Consider the following 15,174-nt stretch of genomic DNA (forward strand, 5'->3'; position numbering starts at 1 on the left):
GGCCACGGCAGGCGGCCGTGGCCGGCGTGGTGATCATCACCGCGTCTGACCGCGCTGTTCGACGCGCCGTCCTGAATCTCTCTGTGTCTTTGCGCGTAGGCGCTCAAGCTCGAGATGTCGACTCCTCGCGAGCTCGACATGAAGCAACTGATACATCGTCATTCTCCTGGACAGCAGGCTGTATCCCGAACAGGTAGGTCGGCGTGCCACACCGGATACGGTGCGGTGCCTATTCGTGCAACGGATCATGGTCGGCCTCAGGCGGCTTCGCGCTGCTTGCGCGGACGACCACGGGGGCGCTTTCGGGCGATCACGACGCCCTGCATGAAGAGCTCACCGCCCCAGACACCCCATGGCTCACGCCGGTCCTTGGCGCCGGCGAGACACTCCTGGCGCAGCGGGCACTCCCGGCACATCGTCTTGGCCAGCTCGACGTCCTCGGGTCGCTCGGCGAACCACAGCTCCGGGTCGTTCACCCGGCATGGCAGCTCCAGTCCCCTGTCTGCCGCCTTCGATGTCTGATCGATCAGATCGCACAGCATCATCGGTGGCACCTCCTTCGTGTTCGTGCTCCTGGTGCGGAGCTCGGGTGTGCACACAACGCCGCTGGTTCGACGCTGGATGGTCTGGGTGGTCGTGCTCTTGGGCATTGAGCTCGGCTTCCTGCTGGTCATGGGTGGACCGCAACACAAAAAGGGCCGCGGACCCTGGTGTCGGGTTCCGCGGCCTGAAGGACGACCTGCCTGCTTTAGCTGATCAGGCAGGTGGTCTATCTGGTGCGGAACGGCTGACACCGTCGGCAAACTTGTTGATGGACGGGTAGTCGATGACGCCGGCGTGAACGGCATCGCGAGCAGCGAAGGCCCGGTCACGCATGGACGTCTGCAGGACGCCGAGCGTGGGCACAGCGATCCCCTGGAATCCGCCGCCGACGGGTGAGAGGGTCGGCATGCTGATCTGGATACACCGCATATCGCCGCGCGTCATGTCTGTGGTCTTCATCTCGCCAAACCCTCCTTCACTGGTTCGCTGTCCTCAGCCGGCCGCCTAGACCTCTGAGCTGAACGTGCTAAACGTTACGTTGCTCCCTTGAGGCGTGGCAACTGATTTTCGGCCATTTTCGCAAGAACTTTTGCGAAACTCGCACCGTTGGATGCAATCTTCTTTTGCATCAACGGAATTCAAACGAAAAATAATCTGAAAACTAATCGTCGTCAGCGCTGCGCAGTGCCGCTACACACCGCTGCGCCAGTTGGTCCGGATCCTGCCCGGAGAGCACCCCGATCACGGATTCGCCGTAGGCCGCGAGCTTGCGGGCACCCACACCGGAGACGGCGGTCAACTCGGCAGGCGAGGTCGGCCGACGTTCGGCGATGGCGATCAGCGTCGCATCGGTGAACACCACGAACGCCGGCACCTTCTGCCCGGCGGCCACCGCGAGTCGCCAGCTGCGGAGTGCCTCGAACTGATCCTCGTCGTAGGTTGCGGGACAGTCCGAGCACCGCCCGATCTTGCGCTCGGCAGCCGTGTCGAGACTCGAGTCACAGGTGCGGCAACGCTTCACCCGCACCGGCTTGCGCGCCTTTGCAGCGGATTTGCGGGGTGCGCTGCGGGCACCGTCGCCGAGCAGGGAGGCGGCAACGTCGAGGAACCTGGACGGCCGGCGCGATGCCCGGCCCCCGGGGTTGCGCGCGGCCGCCCAGCTGAGCTCCAGGTAGCGGCGTGCCCGGGTGAGCCCGACGTACAGCAGCCGCCGCTCCTCCTCGATCTCGGCAGCGCCTTCGGCCATGGAGATCGGCATCAGCCCGTCGGAGCATCCGACCATCAGCACGGCATCCCATTCGAGGCCCTTCGCGGCATGCAGCGAAGCGAGGGTCACCCCCTCCACGGTCGGCGCATGCTGCTCGGACGCGCGTCGCTCCAGCTCCGCGACGAAGTCTCGCATCCGAAGCTCGTCCCGCTCGGCGAGATCGTCGGCCAGCTCCGCCACGGCGTTCAGCGACTGCCAGCGCTCGAGCGTCGCCCCGCCAGAGGGACGTTCCGGCGACCACCCGGCCGGTGTGATGACGTCGCGCACCAGGTTGCCCAAGGGCACGGTGCCGTCGTCGGATCGCACCGCCCCGCGCAGCAGCAGCATCGCGCCCCGGACCTCCTTACGCTGGAAGAACCGCTCACCACCGCGCACGAGATAGGGAACGCCGGCGGCCGACAGCGCCTGCTCGATCGCCTCCGACTGGGCGTTGATGCGATAGAGCACCGCGATCTGACTGGCGGGATACCCCTGCGCGAGAAGCGCCTTGATGCTCGACGCAGTGCCGGCGGCCTCCGTCTGGTCATCGGTGTAGGCCGTGAGCAAGGGCGCGGGTCCACCCTCCTGTTGCGCCTGCAGACGCACGGTGTCGCTGCGCTGCGGTCCTGACGAGAGCAACAGGTTCGCCAGGGCGATGATTTGCGGCGTGGAACGGTAATTGCGCACCAGCCGCACCGTGCGCGCCTGCGGATGACGACCGCTGAACTGCGTCAGGTGCTGCGGGGACGCGCCGGTGAACGAGTAGATGGTCTGCGCCGGATCGCCCACGACACACAGATCGCCCCGCCCGCCAACCCACAGGTCCAGCAGTGCCTGCTGGACCCGGTTGACATCCTGGTACTCGTCCACCACGAAGTGGCGGTACTGGCTGCGCACCTGCGCGGCGATGTCCTCCCGGTCCGACATGATGCCGGCCATGGTCAACAGCACATCCTCGAAGTCGATGACGCCGCGCGCGGTCTTCACCTCCTCGTAGGCCTCCCACAGCCGGGCCATCGCGGTCAGGTCCAGCTCCGCGGGTTCGCGCCCGGCGCGCTGGGCCGCGGATCGGTAGGTCTCCGGGGTCAGCATCGACACCTTGGCCCACTCGATCTCGGACGCGAGGTCACGAACCACCGTGCGGTCCAACTGAAGGCGCAACCTCGCGCCGGCCTCGCCGACGACGGGCGCCTTGTGGGCGAGCACCTCCGGTGCCGGCCCACCGATCGCCTGCGGCCAGAAGTAGTGCAGCTGACGCAGGGCCGCCGAGTGGAACGTGCGCGCCTGCACGGTCGGCAGCCCGAGCGACCGCAGCCGGGTGCGCATCTCCCCTGCGGCCCGCGCGGTGAACGTGACGGCCAGCACTCGCCCGGCCTGATACGCCCCCGAGTGCACGCCGTAGGCGATGCGGTGCGTGATCGCGCGGGTCTTGCCGGTGCCGGCGCCGGCAAGCACGCACATCGGCCCCAGCGGGGATGCCGCCACCTCACGCTGCTCCGGGTCCAACCCGAGGAGCACCTCGTCCGCTGTGATCACGAGTGCTTCCACAGACCGGAGACCGGACCGCCGTACCAGTGCTCGATGAGATGCCGCGCAATCGACAGCCGTGCCGGGACGGTGAGGGTCTCGTCCTTCAGCGCCTGCGCGAACTCCTCTCGACTGAACCAGCGTGCCGCACTGATCTCCACCGGGTCGGTGCGCAGCGTGGTCGCCGTGGCCCGCGCCGTGAACCCGACCATCAGCGAGGCGGGAAAGGGCCAGGGCTGGTTGCCGAGATAGCGCACATCGGTGACCGGCACGCCGACCTCCTCCATCACTTCTCGCTCGACTGCCGCCTCGAGCGACTCGCCTGGCTCCACGAAACCAGCCAGCACCGACATCCCCACGCCGCCACGGAATCGGGTGCCGTGTGCCAGCAGCAGTCGGTCGTCGTCGTCGACCACCGACATGATCACCGCCGCGTCGGTTCGTGGATAGTCCTCCGAGCCATCTACTGTGCACCGACGCACCCAGCCGGCCTCCATCACAGTGGTCGGAGCGCCGCAGCGCGGACAGAAGCCCTGCCGGGCGTGCCAGTTGACGATGCCGACTGCCGTGGTGACCAGGCTGACATCGACGTCGTCGCCCAGCTGCATACCGGCAGAGCGCAGCGAGTGCGTCTCGCCCGGCGCATCGTCCAGGTCGCGCACCACCGCCACCACCTGGATCTCGCGGGCAACACCCAGATAGATGGCGAGGCGGCCGGCGTCCGCAGCCTCGGGCGGACGCACTGCGAGGCGCTGGCCCGCAGCGTCCAGCACCACTCGATCGCCCCACAGATCCACCACCTGCGTGGCCGGATCGGCGAGCAGTCTCGGCAGCAGTTGCTCGTCCCGGCGGGAAGTACCGGCGCGATCATGGGTCGCGCGGGTCAGGATCAGGTCAAAAGGAGTTTGCGAAGTCGCGGGCACGTCTCCCAGGCTAAGGCGTCGGTCCGGCATACCGTGGGCACGTGCTTCGACGTCCGCTGGTTCTCGCCGCCCTCGCTCACTCTGCCGTGCCCCGGCTGCACCCTGTTTCGGTGCATGGCACGACCACGCGTCCGGGCGCGCACTACCAGGTCGCACTCGTGGTCACCGACGATGACCGGACCTGGGATGTGAAGGTTGCCCTCAGCGCGGCCGCCGGCGCCGCCCTGGAGCAGTCCGATGCCCTGACCCGTCTGCTCGCCAAGAGACTGCCGTATGCCGTGCCACGCCTCGAGGGGCTCACCGTCACCTCCGATGGGGACACCGTCGCCGTGCTGCCACATCTGCCCGGCGAGGCGACCACCTGGCGCACCCTGGAGGCCGGCGGTGCGCTGGCTCGCAGCGTCGGTAAGGCGCTGGCCGCCCTGCACGACATCGACCCACGGGTGGTCGAGGAGTCCGGACTGCCGACCTACGACGCCGACGCCTACCGGGCTCGCAAGCTGGCCGGCCTGGATCGCGCCGCCATCACCGGCCACGTGCCGGCCGGTCTGCTGGGCCGGTGGGAGCGAGCCCTTGAGGAGGTGACCTTGTGGAAGTTCGCCACCTGCACCACGCACGGCCCGCTCGAAAGCGCGGATGTGCTCGTCGACGGCGGCGTCACGGCGATCATCGGCTGGGAGCACGCCGGCGTCTCCGATCCTGCTGAGGACTTTGCGCCGCTCTCGGTGCTCGCGCCATCAGGGGCGTTCGACACCGTCATCGAGTCGTATGCCGGTGCCCGCCGGGACGCCCCCGACCCGCACCTGTCCAGGCGTATCCGCCTGGCGGCCGAGCTGCAGCGGGTCACCGCGCTCATGGATGCCGTCGCCGCTGATGATGACGAGCTCGTGCACCGGCGTGCTGCGGCACTGCGGCGGCTCGACGAGGAGACCGAAGGCGACGAGGGCTTGCTGCCGTCCACTCCCGGGCGTCGAAGGCCGCGGCCCGGCGACGCGGCGCAGCAGGATCCGGTCGATCCCGCCGACATCCGCGTCGTCGACCTGCACGACACCGGCGACGAGGACGAGACGGTGGAGATCCCCCTGCCGGACGAGGAAGACCCGGCCAATCGATCGAACGCGCCGGGCTCTGAGAAGTCCGAGCGGGTGGCACGCACCCCGCAGCCGTCGAAGAAGCCGTCGCCACCGGATGAGACCGCTGATGACGCTGAGGACGATGACCAGGCGGCGCCGGACGCCACCGCATCCTCGGACGCCGATCCCCAGTCCCCAAACGCGAGCCGGCCCGACGAGGGACGAGACTGACGAGTTGTCGAGGCGGCGACACACTCACGCCGCGGCGTGTGTCTCGCTCACGCCGCGGCGTGTGTCTCGGTTGATTCGAGCAGGTCGAGGCTGAACCGGGCAATGGCGGCGCGCTCGGTGGCTATGTGGTGAAGGGTGGACGTCGGCTTGGTGCCGAGATGCTCGAACGGCGGTGTCGAAAGTCCGGTGAACAACGCCAGGTGCAGCGGCAGAAGGAACAACGGAATGGAAAGTGCCGGCAGCGGCGCTGACCGATGGATCAGGTGGACTGAAATCCCAGCCTTCAGAGCGTCTCGCAGCTCGCCTCGGAACGGCGGTCACCCAGCGGGTACTGTGAGACGTCGTGTGGACGCGGAACGCACCCGTTCTGCGTCATCGCTGGGCGGGTTTCGGAATCCCTCGTTTTACGAGTCACACTTGATGTGCCGCAAAAGGTCCTCGTCCCGGGACGGCCAGGCGGACGACCTCTACGGGACGCGCAACGCCAGCGCCTCCTTCATCGACATCGCACTTTCCCGCCTTACCCTCATCGGGATCGCATTATCCGGCCCCGTTTCGCAATTTTCGGGCAGGATAGTGCGATCTCGCGCGAACATCGGTCCAAAGAGTGCGGCTTCGCGCAACAAGCCATCACCGTAGACCGACCGTCAATCGGACATCAGTTCCGGGGCTTTGCCTGCCGGTCCTTCATTGCTCGTCCGGCAGGTCGACAACGGCGAGCACGGACTCCAGGCCGATGAAGTCGCTGCCGTTCCGGGTCAGCAGTATCAGTCCGTGGCGTGCTGCAGTCGCAGCGATTTGCAAGTCCATGCGGCGTGGCCGCGGGTTGCGGCCGTGCTGGCGCACCAAGCTGGCCAGCGCCCCGTAATACTCGGCCGTGCTCACGTCGAACGACAGCACCTCGAACCGGTCCAGGGTCGCCTGCACGCGCCGGCGCCGGGACATCTGCGTCAGCGGGTCACTCGCGACGGCCACGCCGTACTGCAGCTCGCCGATCGTCACAGCCGAAACCGCGACCTCGTCGGCGAGCTCTGCGACTTGCGCCGCCGGGAAGTCGATCACCACCGAGGTGTCCAGCAAGGCACGACGCGGTCCGCTGGAGGTCAACGCCTCTGCCGGTCAAACGGGTCGGTGGGCTCATCCGGGCCGAAAATCTCGTCGTCGGCGGCCAGATCGTTTCGCCACGCCATCGGGTCGGGCACCGGCTCCGCGGCGAACGCCGCTGCCACCTCGGCGACCGGCACGAACCGCCGCAAGCCCGTATCGCGCTGATGTGGCACCACATCGGCCACCGGACGACCGTTGACGGTCACCACGAAGGACTCGCCGGCGGCCACCCGCCGCATGACCGCCGCATTGTCGTTGCGCAGTTCGGACTGCTGTATCACCACGCTCATAGCGATACTATAGCGTTCTTGTAGCGTCTCGTCGATCAGGTCCGTAGAGCAATCGTCTTGCAGTGCGGCCGTCATCGTCGTGGGCGTCCCGTATAGAACACCTCTGCGGAACGTGGACCGGTGTGCTCGATGATCCGCCCCGTCCGGCTGACGATCGTCATATTCGTCGCCGGTGATCGTTCCCCTACCGAGGCAGTCCGTTCAGACTGCCCTCGTGGTGCCATCGTTCGGCAGCAGATCGCATCACCCGTCGCCGGGGATGCTCTGCGGGGCCGAGCTGGGCGGGTTCAGGACGGTCCTGCCCTGTGGTGCTGGTGCCGTAGGTGTTCTTCTCCAGCGTGTTCCGGCGCGTGATCGCCGCCGGCTTCGTTCGGGGGCTGCTTGAGCTTCGGGAACTGTTGGGAAGAAGAGGTCCTCGATGGGCTTGTCGAAGAGGCGGGAGATGCGGAAGGCCAGCGGCAGCGAGGGGTCGTACTTGCCGGTCTCGATAGCAACGATGGTTTGACGAGACACGTTCAGATGTTCGGCGAGCACCGCCTGGGTCCACCCGTGCTCTTCGCGTTCCGAACGGATGAGGTTCTTCATCAGCGCCGGGGGGCTCCGACTGCGAGGTTGGTGATCTGCCAGGCGAGTACGCCGATGATGCACACCGGCCATCCTGCGTTCGGCACGCTGATCCCGGCCTGGCTCAGTGTGCCCAGGGTGAGGGCGGCCATCATGGCGAGGATGAACCCGACCGCTAGTCCGGGGAAGAGCAGTTTGACCTGGTATTCGTCCAGCTGCCGGGCTCGAAGCGCCGTGTTGACGACGAGCCACACCATGATGAGCAGTGACAGCGCCGCCGAGACCAATCGCCAGGGGCCGCCCGACAGGGACAGCGCGAGGCTGGCAAGCAGGTAGCACCCGCTGCCGAACCACATCCGCACGCGGAAGCTTCGCCGACATCGCAGGCGCGCTGCTGACCTGCCATCGAAGTCAAGGTTGCTTGTCATGCCTCAACGGTAGGCCGAGAGCACCGTGGAGTCAAGGAGACTTGTCATGTTGGGTCGCCCTTCGTCACGGACAGGCAATGCTCCACGAGCATCCGGAGCTGCTCCACGTATGGCTCACACCCGCACACGTCAGACGTGTGCAAGAGGTGAAACACCGCACGCATCCGGGTGGGAGCGGGACAGTGAACGGGTCATTGCTCGTTGCCGGCAGGGGTTCACGGTTGCGGGTTCTTTCGTGCACGATGAGGTGAGGGACACGAAGGACTTCGGGGAGGTGGAGCATGGTGGATGCGGTTGCCGAGATCCAGGCGGCCCGGGCACACACGCTGTCTGCGGGCACCGCTCGTATCGCATGTTCGACCGACAGGTCATGGTCGTGGCCGTCGGCGCCGGCCGATCCCGGGCGCAGCGCGGCACGTCGCGCCGGCCGGCGGGCCGCCAAGACTGTCGGGAAAGCCCTCGGCAAGGGCGCTTATCGACTGGCGACACGCAACCACGGCAGCGAGCATGATCCCTTTCACCAGGAGTTCTCCGAAGGGGTGATCGACCTGATCGGCCGACGGTCGATGATCCGCGACGGCAACGCCGGGAAGGTTCAGATCGGCGCCGAGCAGTGGTTCGGCCGGTCCGGGCGTGCCCGTAAGACCATGCACGCAGAGCCCGCGCGGGTCGCGTCGCCACTGTGGTTGGTCGATCTGCTCGGTGGAATCGTCCGGGCCGATGACCAGGGAGTCGACGACGTTGGCGGTGAGCAGTGGAGGCATTTCGCCGTGACCGTCAACTTGGCCGTTGCGTCGGCCGCGGTCGACGGCGGCATGCCAAGCCCGCGGCGTGACCGCCTCGAGGATCTGCTGGCGTTGCCGGTCGAGGTGTGGTTGGACGCCACCGATCTGCGTCGGATCCGTTACACCGAGAGCATGCCCTTCTCCACGGCGGTAGACGCCGTGACGTTGAGCGACTTCGGCGTCGATGTCGAGGACCTGGACTGGTCCCGGATCCCCTCATACCGCTCGCCCGGCGAGGCGCAATAGTTGCGCGACCGCGCAAAGGCCACAGTCCCACCTCGCACAGGTACGAAAGCAGGGGCACGCATCCGCACATATGTTGCACACCACCGGCTGAGGGTCAAATCGGCGCGACGCGTCCGGGGCTGTTCCACATCGCCATCGGCGCCCGAGACGCATCCAGAGGCGCTCCGTATGGCATCCCCATGTGGCATGCTCCGCATGCCAGCTCTATGGCGACGTTGCACGCGCCGGTCAGGTCCGGTAAGCATCCGAGCGGTGCCGAATCGCGGTGACCTCGACGACCCGATGAGCGTCGTCGAGGAAGTAGAGGATGCGGTATGTCCCGCGTCGCGCCGTCCACGCCGGAGCCAGCGGCGGCTCGAGCGGCTTTCCAACCCGGTGAGGGTTATCCAGCAGTGGCCCGGTGATGAATTCGTAGGCGGCTGTGGCCACCTTCTCCGGGAGTACCTCTGCGAGGGCTCTGGCCGCTGGACGGGCGATGCGCAACCGGTAGCGTTCACTCACTGTGGGAGGCGCCCGGCCTCGCGCATGGTACTGGCGAGCTGGTCTGCGTCGAGGTAGTCGTCGGCATCGATGGCTGTACGGCCCTCGCGGTGAGCAGCGAGCAGTTCGGTGTCGGACAGGACGGCGATGGTGTCTTGCAGCGTGTCGTAGTCGTCTGCGGACAGCAGAACAGCAGTCCGTCGACCGTTGCGCGTGATCTGAAAGCGCTCGTGTGTCGTGGTCGCCTCATCGATCAGTTGGGACAGGTGCGCTCGAGCGTCTGCAATCGGTAGTACTGGCATGTACGCAATTATAGCGCAGTTATCTCATATGTACGCAAGGCAGGCGCGGCAGCTCACCCATGTGAGCGAACTGGCCGGTCAAGGTGTGCCGGCTGTCGATCGTCAATCGACGCTTGTGAGCCAGTCCTCGATCGTGGCTACTCGGCGGACGTGTGGATGAAAGTAGAAGATGCTCTCACGCCGAATCGGACCGACGACGACCACATGGTCGAGCGCGCCCGTTGCTGCGCGTGCCAGAGCCGCCCCCAACTCGACGAACATCCCCCGCCCGTCGTCGTCTGATGTCACGACAATCACCGCGTCGGCATCAAGCACGGCCGCCAGCATTTCGTGCGCCATTGCAGCCGACGCGTCCGGACGGGAGGCATAGTTCTCGGCGACAAGGGCTTCCTGAGTCCAGTCCAACGTGAGACGGTGGCCAGCGGCCACCAGGGCCGACTGCACTTCTCGGACTGCCTCGGCATCGGCCAGGGGTCCGGCCACGTACACCTTCATCGGTTGGCCTCCTCGCACACGATCATCACTGCGCCGATCGTGTCACCGGATGCCGACAGTCAGGGGCGTCCCACGGCATGCGCCACCGACGTGGGACGTCCGTAAAGGACACGTTGTGGGACGATCCCGGAGATCTGAGCGCGGAGCCCCGATCTGCTGCCGGCTGTAGTCGGTGATGGTTCGGCTTGCGGAACGGCCGCGGATAGCGGATTAGTGTGCTGCTTCGGGTGCGTTGGTTCGGCATACCATCTGTGGTTACCCCACGGTCAACGTGTCACCGACCCTAATGACCCCTGTCGCTGCGACGTCGGCGTACATCGCAAGGAACATGTCGCGTTCTGCAGCCAATGGCTTGAGCCAACGGCCCTCTGTCCGGGCATCGTCTTGGTCGATATCGATCATGCGGCACCGCGGGACAGGCTCTACCACCCGCAGCTTCACGCCGCCGACACGGACCTCACTTCCGACCCATTTTTCTTCAATGAACGGCTGGTCTGAGGTGAAGAGGATGTTCACGCGCAGTCGTCGAGGATCCGACGAGATGCCCCATCGCTGAGCGCACCAGTCAAGTGTCGCGGTGCTAATAATGGACACTGCGCCCATGTCCTGATGTGGTATCGCGACTTCTGGGGCGACACGCACCGGCGCGCCCATCACGTGGCTGAGTTCGTCATCCAGGGCAGGGTCGCCGACCTTCCACGCACGGGGTCCGCAGGCCACAACGACCTGACCGGTGTCGTTCGTGCTGGCGGTGTAGTTGAAGACCGCGTCGCGTCGCCGAAACCGGCGGGTGTTCTTGCCAGAGGCGAAGTGGCCATCCTCGTCTTCGACGGCGAACCAACGATCCCCGCAGAGCCCGCGCGTATCGAGCCTGGCCGAGGCTAGCGACTCCCCACCCATGGACTTCACCGGGTAGCGCCGTAGCGAAACAACCGTCATCTGCACGCCCGAACGATAGTCCGCCACGCACGGACCTCTCATAGGCCGATCGTGAACCGGGACGGTGCCGCAGTGACCGTCCCGTATAGGACACCATGCGGGACGATCCTGGAGATCTGAGCGCAGAGCCCGGATCTACTGCTGGCCGTCACCGGTGGTGGTTCGGCATACGGAACGGTGCCAGCGGTGGCCAATGCCCGTTCGCCGAGAGCCGGGCGCTTCGACTCGTAGCTGGTGTGCGTTGCAGCGGGCGATCAAACACGCGTATTGTGTACACGAAGATACACAGGAGGCATCATGACTTCATCGGTTGGTATTCGGGAATTCCGCGCGGGACTGGCAGACTTCATCGCCTCGGCTGAGCCAGTCGCTGTCACGCGGCACGGCCACACGGTCGGCTGGTTCATCCCTACGCCTGTCGATCAGGACGCCGAGGTCGTCTCGCTGCGGACGGCCGCGACCACGCTGGACTCACTACTCGCCGAGCGCGGCGTCGATCCCGACGAGGTCGTCGCCGACTTCAAGGTCGCGCGCCGGGCCGATTGAACGTGGTGGCCAAACGCGGGCTGGTGCTCGACGCGAACATCTTGATCCGACTCGTGCTGGGAGTTCGGGTACGTGACCTCGTGCTCACGTACCTGGACCAGGTCGTCTTCTTCTCGCCAGTGGAGTGCTTCGACGATGCCCGCAAGTACTTGCCGGACCTCCTGTTGCGGCGAGGGGTCGACCCCGCGCCGGCGCTGGAGGTGCTGGACCACTTCGAGCAGTTGATCCGCCCACTGCACGAGTCCGTTTATGAGATCGCTCGCGACGAGGCCCTGGCTCGCATCGAGCAACGCGATGTCCGTGACTGGCCGATCCTGGCCGCCGCGCTGACCCTTGGCTGCCCGATCTGGACCGAGGATCAGGACTTCTTCGGCACTGGCGTCCCCACGTGGACCACGGACCGCGTCGAGCTATACCTGAACGGCCAGCACCCGCCGCTGACGTAGACCGCGCCGTGGACCTTCGCACGAGGTTCGCCATGCGGGGCCGGGGGCCAGGTAACTGTGTGCCTGTCGTGGGACAGCATGTTCAGGTGAACAGAGTCCACCTGACGGGCCTGCTCGTCTGCCACGGTGATGACGAAGTTGCTGTCGTGACGGAACATCTTGCGCGACACGTTGCGCTGACTCGCGCAGAAGAAGGCTGCATCTCGTTCGACGTGACTCGCAGCGACGACCCCTTGGTCTGGCGGGTCGACGAGTGGTTCCGTGACGCTGCGGCTTTCGCATCGCACCAGGAACGGGTCGCGCACAGCGAGTGGGGTCGATCTACCGTCGGCATCGAACGCCGATACGTGACGGAGGGTGCTTGACGGTCAGCCGCCGCAAAGGGATCCCCAATGTGGCATGCTCCGCATGCCAGTGATCGGCAAGCGGTGCGCCGTCATCGTCTTGGGCGTCCCGTTTAGAACACCCCTGCGGAACGTCGACCGCCGTGCTCGTGATCGGCCTCGCCCGATCGGAGATCGGCTCATCGATCGCCGGTGACCGTTCGTCCTGCGGAACGGTTATCGAAACAGTTGGGGTCGGGCGTCGGAGCAGCATGGGACCATTGCCCAATGGGCGAAGATGATCGCTGGCCGTTGCTTGTCCAGGAGGCGAGCAAGGTGTGCGCCGCGGCGCTCGCGCCTCACACCGGCAGCGATTGGAAGAACGCCAACGCCCGAGATCTGAACTGGTCCGTCTGGGACACGGTCGTGCACGTCAATGATGACCTGTACTTCTATGCAGCCCAGATCCTGCTGGCTGACCGGTCGGACTACGTCTGCTTCGAACTCGCGCCCGACGATCACGCGACCCCGGACCGCCTGCTGGCGGCGATGAATATGAACGCCCAACTGCTTGCTGCGGCAGCGACGGTCACACATCCACAGTCTCTGGGCCAACATGTTTACGGAGCATCCGATCCAGCCGGCTTTGCGGCCATGGGTGTCGTTGAACTCTTGGTACACACCTTCGACGCGATCCGCGGACTCGAGCCCTTATCGCAATGGCGTCCGCCCGAATCCCTCGCCCGCGCCGTCCTCGCGCGGCTTTTCCCGCACCGGCCGCGGATGACACCTGACGCGGGCCAGGGTCACATGTTGCTTTATGTGACTGGCCGATCACCCCTCGGCGAATTGGCTCGCCTCACTGAATGGCGCTGGTACGGATCTCCCATTTGACACCTCCACCCCATCAGATGCAGCCGCGCACCATCCACGGTGGCAAGCAATCACCGTGTGCCGATCGGGTATCGGGACGGCGGTTCAGGCAAACTCAAACGTCAGTCAACTCATAGTTGACGAGGATTCGAGGTCAACGTAGAGTTGACATGTGCGGGTAACGGAGTCGGCCTTCCGGCATGGGATCTCTGAGGCTGACATCCTGCATGCTTTCCAAAACGCGGTCCGTTTGGTGGAGATCGAACAGTACGGCGAGGAGCGGCTTATCGTCATCGGTCCTGACCGGTCAGGCAACTGGCTCGAGCTGGTAGCGATGCCGGCAGAATCTGCCGATCGCATCATTCACGCTGACCGACTACGACCGAAGTTCTACGAGTTCCTGAAGTGAGGTGATCCGATATGGCAACGACGAACATCAACGACGTCGAGCGAATGCTCGACGACCTCGACCCCGCGATGGTCACAGCACACGACGCGGTGCATTTTCGGCGGATCCTGGCGGCCCAGGACGGTGTGATCCGTGCCGATCGTGAACTGCACGACGCCGTCCGCGCGGCGCGCGACGCCGGGGATTCCTGGCTGAGTATCGGCATAGCTCTGGGCGTGACGAAACAGGCTGCACAGAAGCGCTTCGGACACTGAGTGAGCAACTCGACTTCCGAGCGTCCACCGGTACCGGATGACTGCCCAGATTGGATCGGCGATCCCTGCGGGACGGCCCCGGTCCCGCGTGGTTTGCCCGGGCTTGGCGCCAGCGCGAGCCCTGACCGGTGAACGATCCGCATGCGGAACGTCTATCGAGACAAGCTTGCCTGGACCTCGATCGACGACCTACAAGTCGTCCGGTGACGCGCCATCTTCACCTGATAGCAACTGACGCGCGAAGACTGTCGCGATGAACGATCGGTATCTGTGACTGCCGGGTGTTTGGCATGGTGGCCGTATGAGCAGTTACGTCGTTACCGATATCGAGACTGACGGTCCTTGGCCGGGCGCGCATTCGATGCGTTCCTTTGCGTCCGTGGCGGTGACAGCAGATGGCGAGGAGCTTGGCGTGTTCGAAGCAGTGTTGGAACCACTGCCAGGCTCGCAGCCAGACCCGGACACGTATGCATGGTTCCAGGACCAGGAAGGCGCGTGGGCAGCAACGACCGAAGGTGCGCGTCCGATACCAGCAGTCATGGACGCGTACGTCCGGTGGGTGCAGGACCTTGGCGTCAGCGCAACCTTTGCAGCATGTCCGCTTTCCTTCGACGGATCGTGGATCGACTACTACCTGCGACGATTCACCCGCTATGGATTAGCACAGGGCCCGGCAGAACGGGACCGTCTGTTTGTCGGCCCCGGACTGTGCCTCGCCAGTTACACTGCGGCAGCCCTCGGGAAACCGTTTCACGACTTTTCCCCAGCCGACATACCGATCAAATGGCTAGGTGACGTCCCGCACACGCATCACGCGATCGATGATGCGCGTGGCTACGCCAACCTTCTACGGGAACTGCATCAGCGGATCAGCCAAGGCCACCTGCCCTGATCCACCTCGCCAGGTATCAGTCCGGCGCCTCAGTGATACATCGCTCAGGACGTCCCGCAGGCTGATCGTCTTGTGGCATGCTCCGCATGCCTTGCGGACACGGTCAGATCGCGTGCACCGTATGGAAGAGGCGAATTCAGGCGGTCGTCGCAACGGGGGGAGTTTCTGGGTCAAACAGTAGACGTTGCATGGCTTGCGCGGGTGTGATCCAGCCCAGTGTCTTGCGGGGTCGGGCGTTGAGCTCGGTGGCGA

Annotated in this window: 22 protein-coding genes; 9 read left to right on the top strand and 13 right to left on the bottom strand. The window is 65.6% G+C overall.

Going from position 1 to position 15,174, the window contains the following annotated elements:
* Positions 1–257 precede the first annotated feature (257 nt).
* From FGL98_RS14460 to nudC, 4 genes are all read right to left on the bottom strand, one after another.
* Complete coding sequence (locus FGL98_RS14460) at positions 258–674, bottom strand: WhiB family transcriptional regulator (protein ID WP_425460997.1); 417 nt, start codon at positions 672–674, stop codon at positions 258–260.
* An 82-nt stretch (positions 675–756) separates the two neighbouring features.
* Positions 757–1,002 carry a hypothetical protein gene (locus FGL98_RS14465; protein ID WP_146317636.1) on the bottom strand — a complete coding sequence of 82 codons (246 nt, stop codon included), beginning with the start codon at positions 1,000–1,002 and terminating at the stop codon, positions 757–759.
* A 202-nt stretch (positions 1,003–1,204) separates the two neighbouring features.
* Positions 1,205–3,322, bottom strand: coding sequence for an ATP-dependent DNA helicase UvrD2 (locus FGL98_RS14470; RefSeq protein ID WP_146317687.1), 2,118 nt, complete (start codon positions 3,320–3,322; stop codon positions 1,205–1,207).
* Positions 3,322–4,239 carry an NAD(+) diphosphatase gene (nudC, locus tag FGL98_RS14475; protein ID WP_342779981.1) on the bottom strand — a complete coding sequence of 306 codons (918 nt, stop codon included), beginning with the start codon at positions 4,237–4,239 and terminating at the stop codon, positions 3,322–3,324. The genes FGL98_RS14470 and nudC overlap by 1 nt, the downstream gene beginning before the upstream one ends.
* Before the next feature lie 41 nt (positions 4,240–4,280).
* On the opposite strand from nudC, the gene FGL98_RS14480 reads away from it, so the two are divergent.
* Positions 4,281–5,543 carry a phosphotransferase gene (locus tag FGL98_RS14480; RefSeq protein ID WP_146317640.1) on the top strand — a complete coding sequence of 421 codons (1,263 nt, stop codon included), beginning with the start codon at positions 4,281–4,283 and terminating at the stop codon, positions 5,541–5,543.
* Positions 5,544–5,590: 47 nt separating this feature from the next.
* Here the strand turns inward: FGL98_RS14480 and FGL98_RS25465 are convergent, their stop codons facing one another.
* From FGL98_RS25465 to FGL98_RS14500, 5 genes are all read right to left on the bottom strand, one after another.
* Entirely contained in the window at positions 5,591–5,764 is a 174-nt protein-coding gene (locus FGL98_RS25465; protein WP_186526179.1) for a hypothetical protein, read from the bottom strand.
* A 466-nt stretch (positions 5,765–6,230) separates the two neighbouring features.
* Positions 6,231–6,623, bottom strand: coding sequence for a type II toxin-antitoxin system VapC family toxin (locus tag FGL98_RS14485; RefSeq protein WP_222432186.1), 393 nt, complete (start codon positions 6,621–6,623; stop codon positions 6,231–6,233).
* A gap of 23 nt (positions 6,624–6,646) precedes the next feature.
* Positions 6,647–7,015, bottom strand: coding sequence for a type II toxin-antitoxin system Phd/YefM family antitoxin (locus FGL98_RS14490; protein ID WP_222432187.1), 369 nt, complete (start codon positions 7,013–7,015; stop codon positions 6,647–6,649).
* 168 nt (positions 7,016–7,183) lie between these two features.
* Positions 7,184–7,525: a helix-turn-helix transcriptional regulator gene (locus tag FGL98_RS26940; protein ID WP_146317642.1), complete on the bottom strand. Its 342-nt coding sequence runs from the start codon at positions 7,523–7,525 to the stop codon at positions 7,184–7,186.
* Complete coding sequence (locus FGL98_RS14500) at positions 7,525–7,932, bottom strand: hypothetical protein (protein WP_146317644.1); 408 nt, start codon at positions 7,930–7,932, stop codon at positions 7,525–7,527. The genes FGL98_RS26940 and FGL98_RS14500 overlap by 1 nt, the downstream gene beginning before the upstream one ends.
* A gap of 281 nt (positions 7,933–8,213) precedes the next feature.
* Between FGL98_RS14500 and FGL98_RS14505 the strand changes: the two genes are divergently transcribed.
* Positions 8,214–8,963: a hypothetical protein gene (locus tag FGL98_RS14505; protein ID WP_146317646.1), complete on the top strand. Its 750-nt coding sequence runs from the start codon at positions 8,214–8,216 to the stop codon at positions 8,961–8,963.
* 228 nt (positions 8,964–9,191) lie between these two features.
* Here FGL98_RS14505 and FGL98_RS14510 read toward each other — a convergent pair whose 3' ends face one another.
* The 4 genes from FGL98_RS14510 to FGL98_RS14525 form a co-directional block, all read right to left on the bottom strand.
* On the bottom strand, positions 9,192–9,464 hold the full coding sequence (locus FGL98_RS14510; RefSeq protein WP_222432188.1) for a type II toxin-antitoxin system RelE family toxin: 273 nt from the start codon (positions 9,462–9,464) through the stop codon (positions 9,192–9,194).
* A complete protein-coding gene (locus FGL98_RS14515; protein ID WP_146317648.1) occupies positions 9,461–9,745 on the bottom strand; it encodes a type II toxin-antitoxin system Phd/YefM family antitoxin in 285 nt (94 codons plus the stop codon). The genes FGL98_RS14510 and FGL98_RS14515 overlap by 4 nt, the downstream gene beginning before the upstream one ends.
* Positions 9,746–9,847: 102 nt before the next feature.
* Positions 9,848–10,240, bottom strand: a complete 393-nt coding sequence (locus FGL98_RS14520; protein ID WP_146317650.1) for a hypothetical protein — start codon at positions 10,238–10,240, stop codon at positions 9,848–9,850.
* Positions 10,241–10,495: 255 nt separating this feature from the next.
* Positions 10,496–11,206 (bottom strand): MOSC domain-containing protein, encoded by a 711-nt coding sequence (locus FGL98_RS14525; RefSeq protein ID WP_186526180.1) that lies wholly within the window; start codon positions 11,204–11,206, stop codon positions 10,496–10,498.
* Between the two features lie 270 nt (positions 11,207–11,476).
* On the opposite strand from FGL98_RS14525, the gene FGL98_RS14530 reads away from it, so the two are divergent.
* The 7 genes from FGL98_RS14530 to FGL98_RS14560 all read left to right on the top strand — a co-directional run bounded on the left by FGL98_RS14530 (position 11,477) and on the right by FGL98_RS14560 (position 14,922).
* Complete coding sequence (locus FGL98_RS14530; RefSeq protein WP_246136555.1) at positions 11,477–11,725, top strand: type II toxin-antitoxin system Phd/YefM family antitoxin; 249 nt, start codon at positions 11,477–11,479, stop codon at positions 11,723–11,725.
* 5 nt (positions 11,726–11,730) lie between these two features.
* Entirely contained in the window at positions 11,731–12,171 is a 441-nt protein-coding gene (locus FGL98_RS14535) for a PIN domain-containing protein (RefSeq protein ID WP_146317654.1), read from the top strand.
* An 86-nt stretch (positions 12,172–12,257) separates the two neighbouring features.
* Positions 12,258–12,536: a putative quinol monooxygenase gene (locus tag FGL98_RS14540; RefSeq protein WP_222432189.1), complete on the top strand. Its 279-nt coding sequence runs from the start codon at positions 12,258–12,260 to the stop codon at positions 12,534–12,536.
* 246 nt (positions 12,537–12,782) lie between these two features.
* Positions 12,783–13,388, top strand: a complete 606-nt coding sequence (locus tag FGL98_RS14545) for a hypothetical protein (protein ID WP_146317656.1) — start codon at positions 12,783–12,785, stop codon at positions 13,386–13,388.
* 151 nt (positions 13,389–13,539) lie between these two features.
* A complete protein-coding gene (locus FGL98_RS14550) occupies positions 13,540–13,776 on the top strand; it encodes a hypothetical protein (protein WP_146317658.1) in 237 nt (78 codons plus the stop codon).
* 11 nt (positions 13,777–13,787) lie between these two features.
* Positions 13,788–14,030 carry a hypothetical protein gene (locus tag FGL98_RS14555; protein ID WP_146317660.1) on the top strand — a complete coding sequence of 81 codons (243 nt, stop codon included), beginning with the start codon at positions 13,788–13,790 and terminating at the stop codon, positions 14,028–14,030.
* A 301-nt stretch (positions 14,031–14,331) separates the two neighbouring features.
* On the top strand, positions 14,332–14,922 hold the full coding sequence (locus tag FGL98_RS14560) for a 3'-5' exonuclease family protein (RefSeq protein WP_146317662.1): 591 nt from the start codon (positions 14,332–14,334) through the stop codon (positions 14,920–14,922).
* Positions 14,923–15,174: the final 252 nt, after the last annotated feature.

Origin of the sequence: Leekyejoonella antrihumi, from assembly GCF_007845645.1 — a bacterium.
GTDB lineage: Bacteria > Actinomycetota > Actinomycetes > Actinomycetales > Dermatophilaceae > Leekyejoonella > Leekyejoonella antrihumi.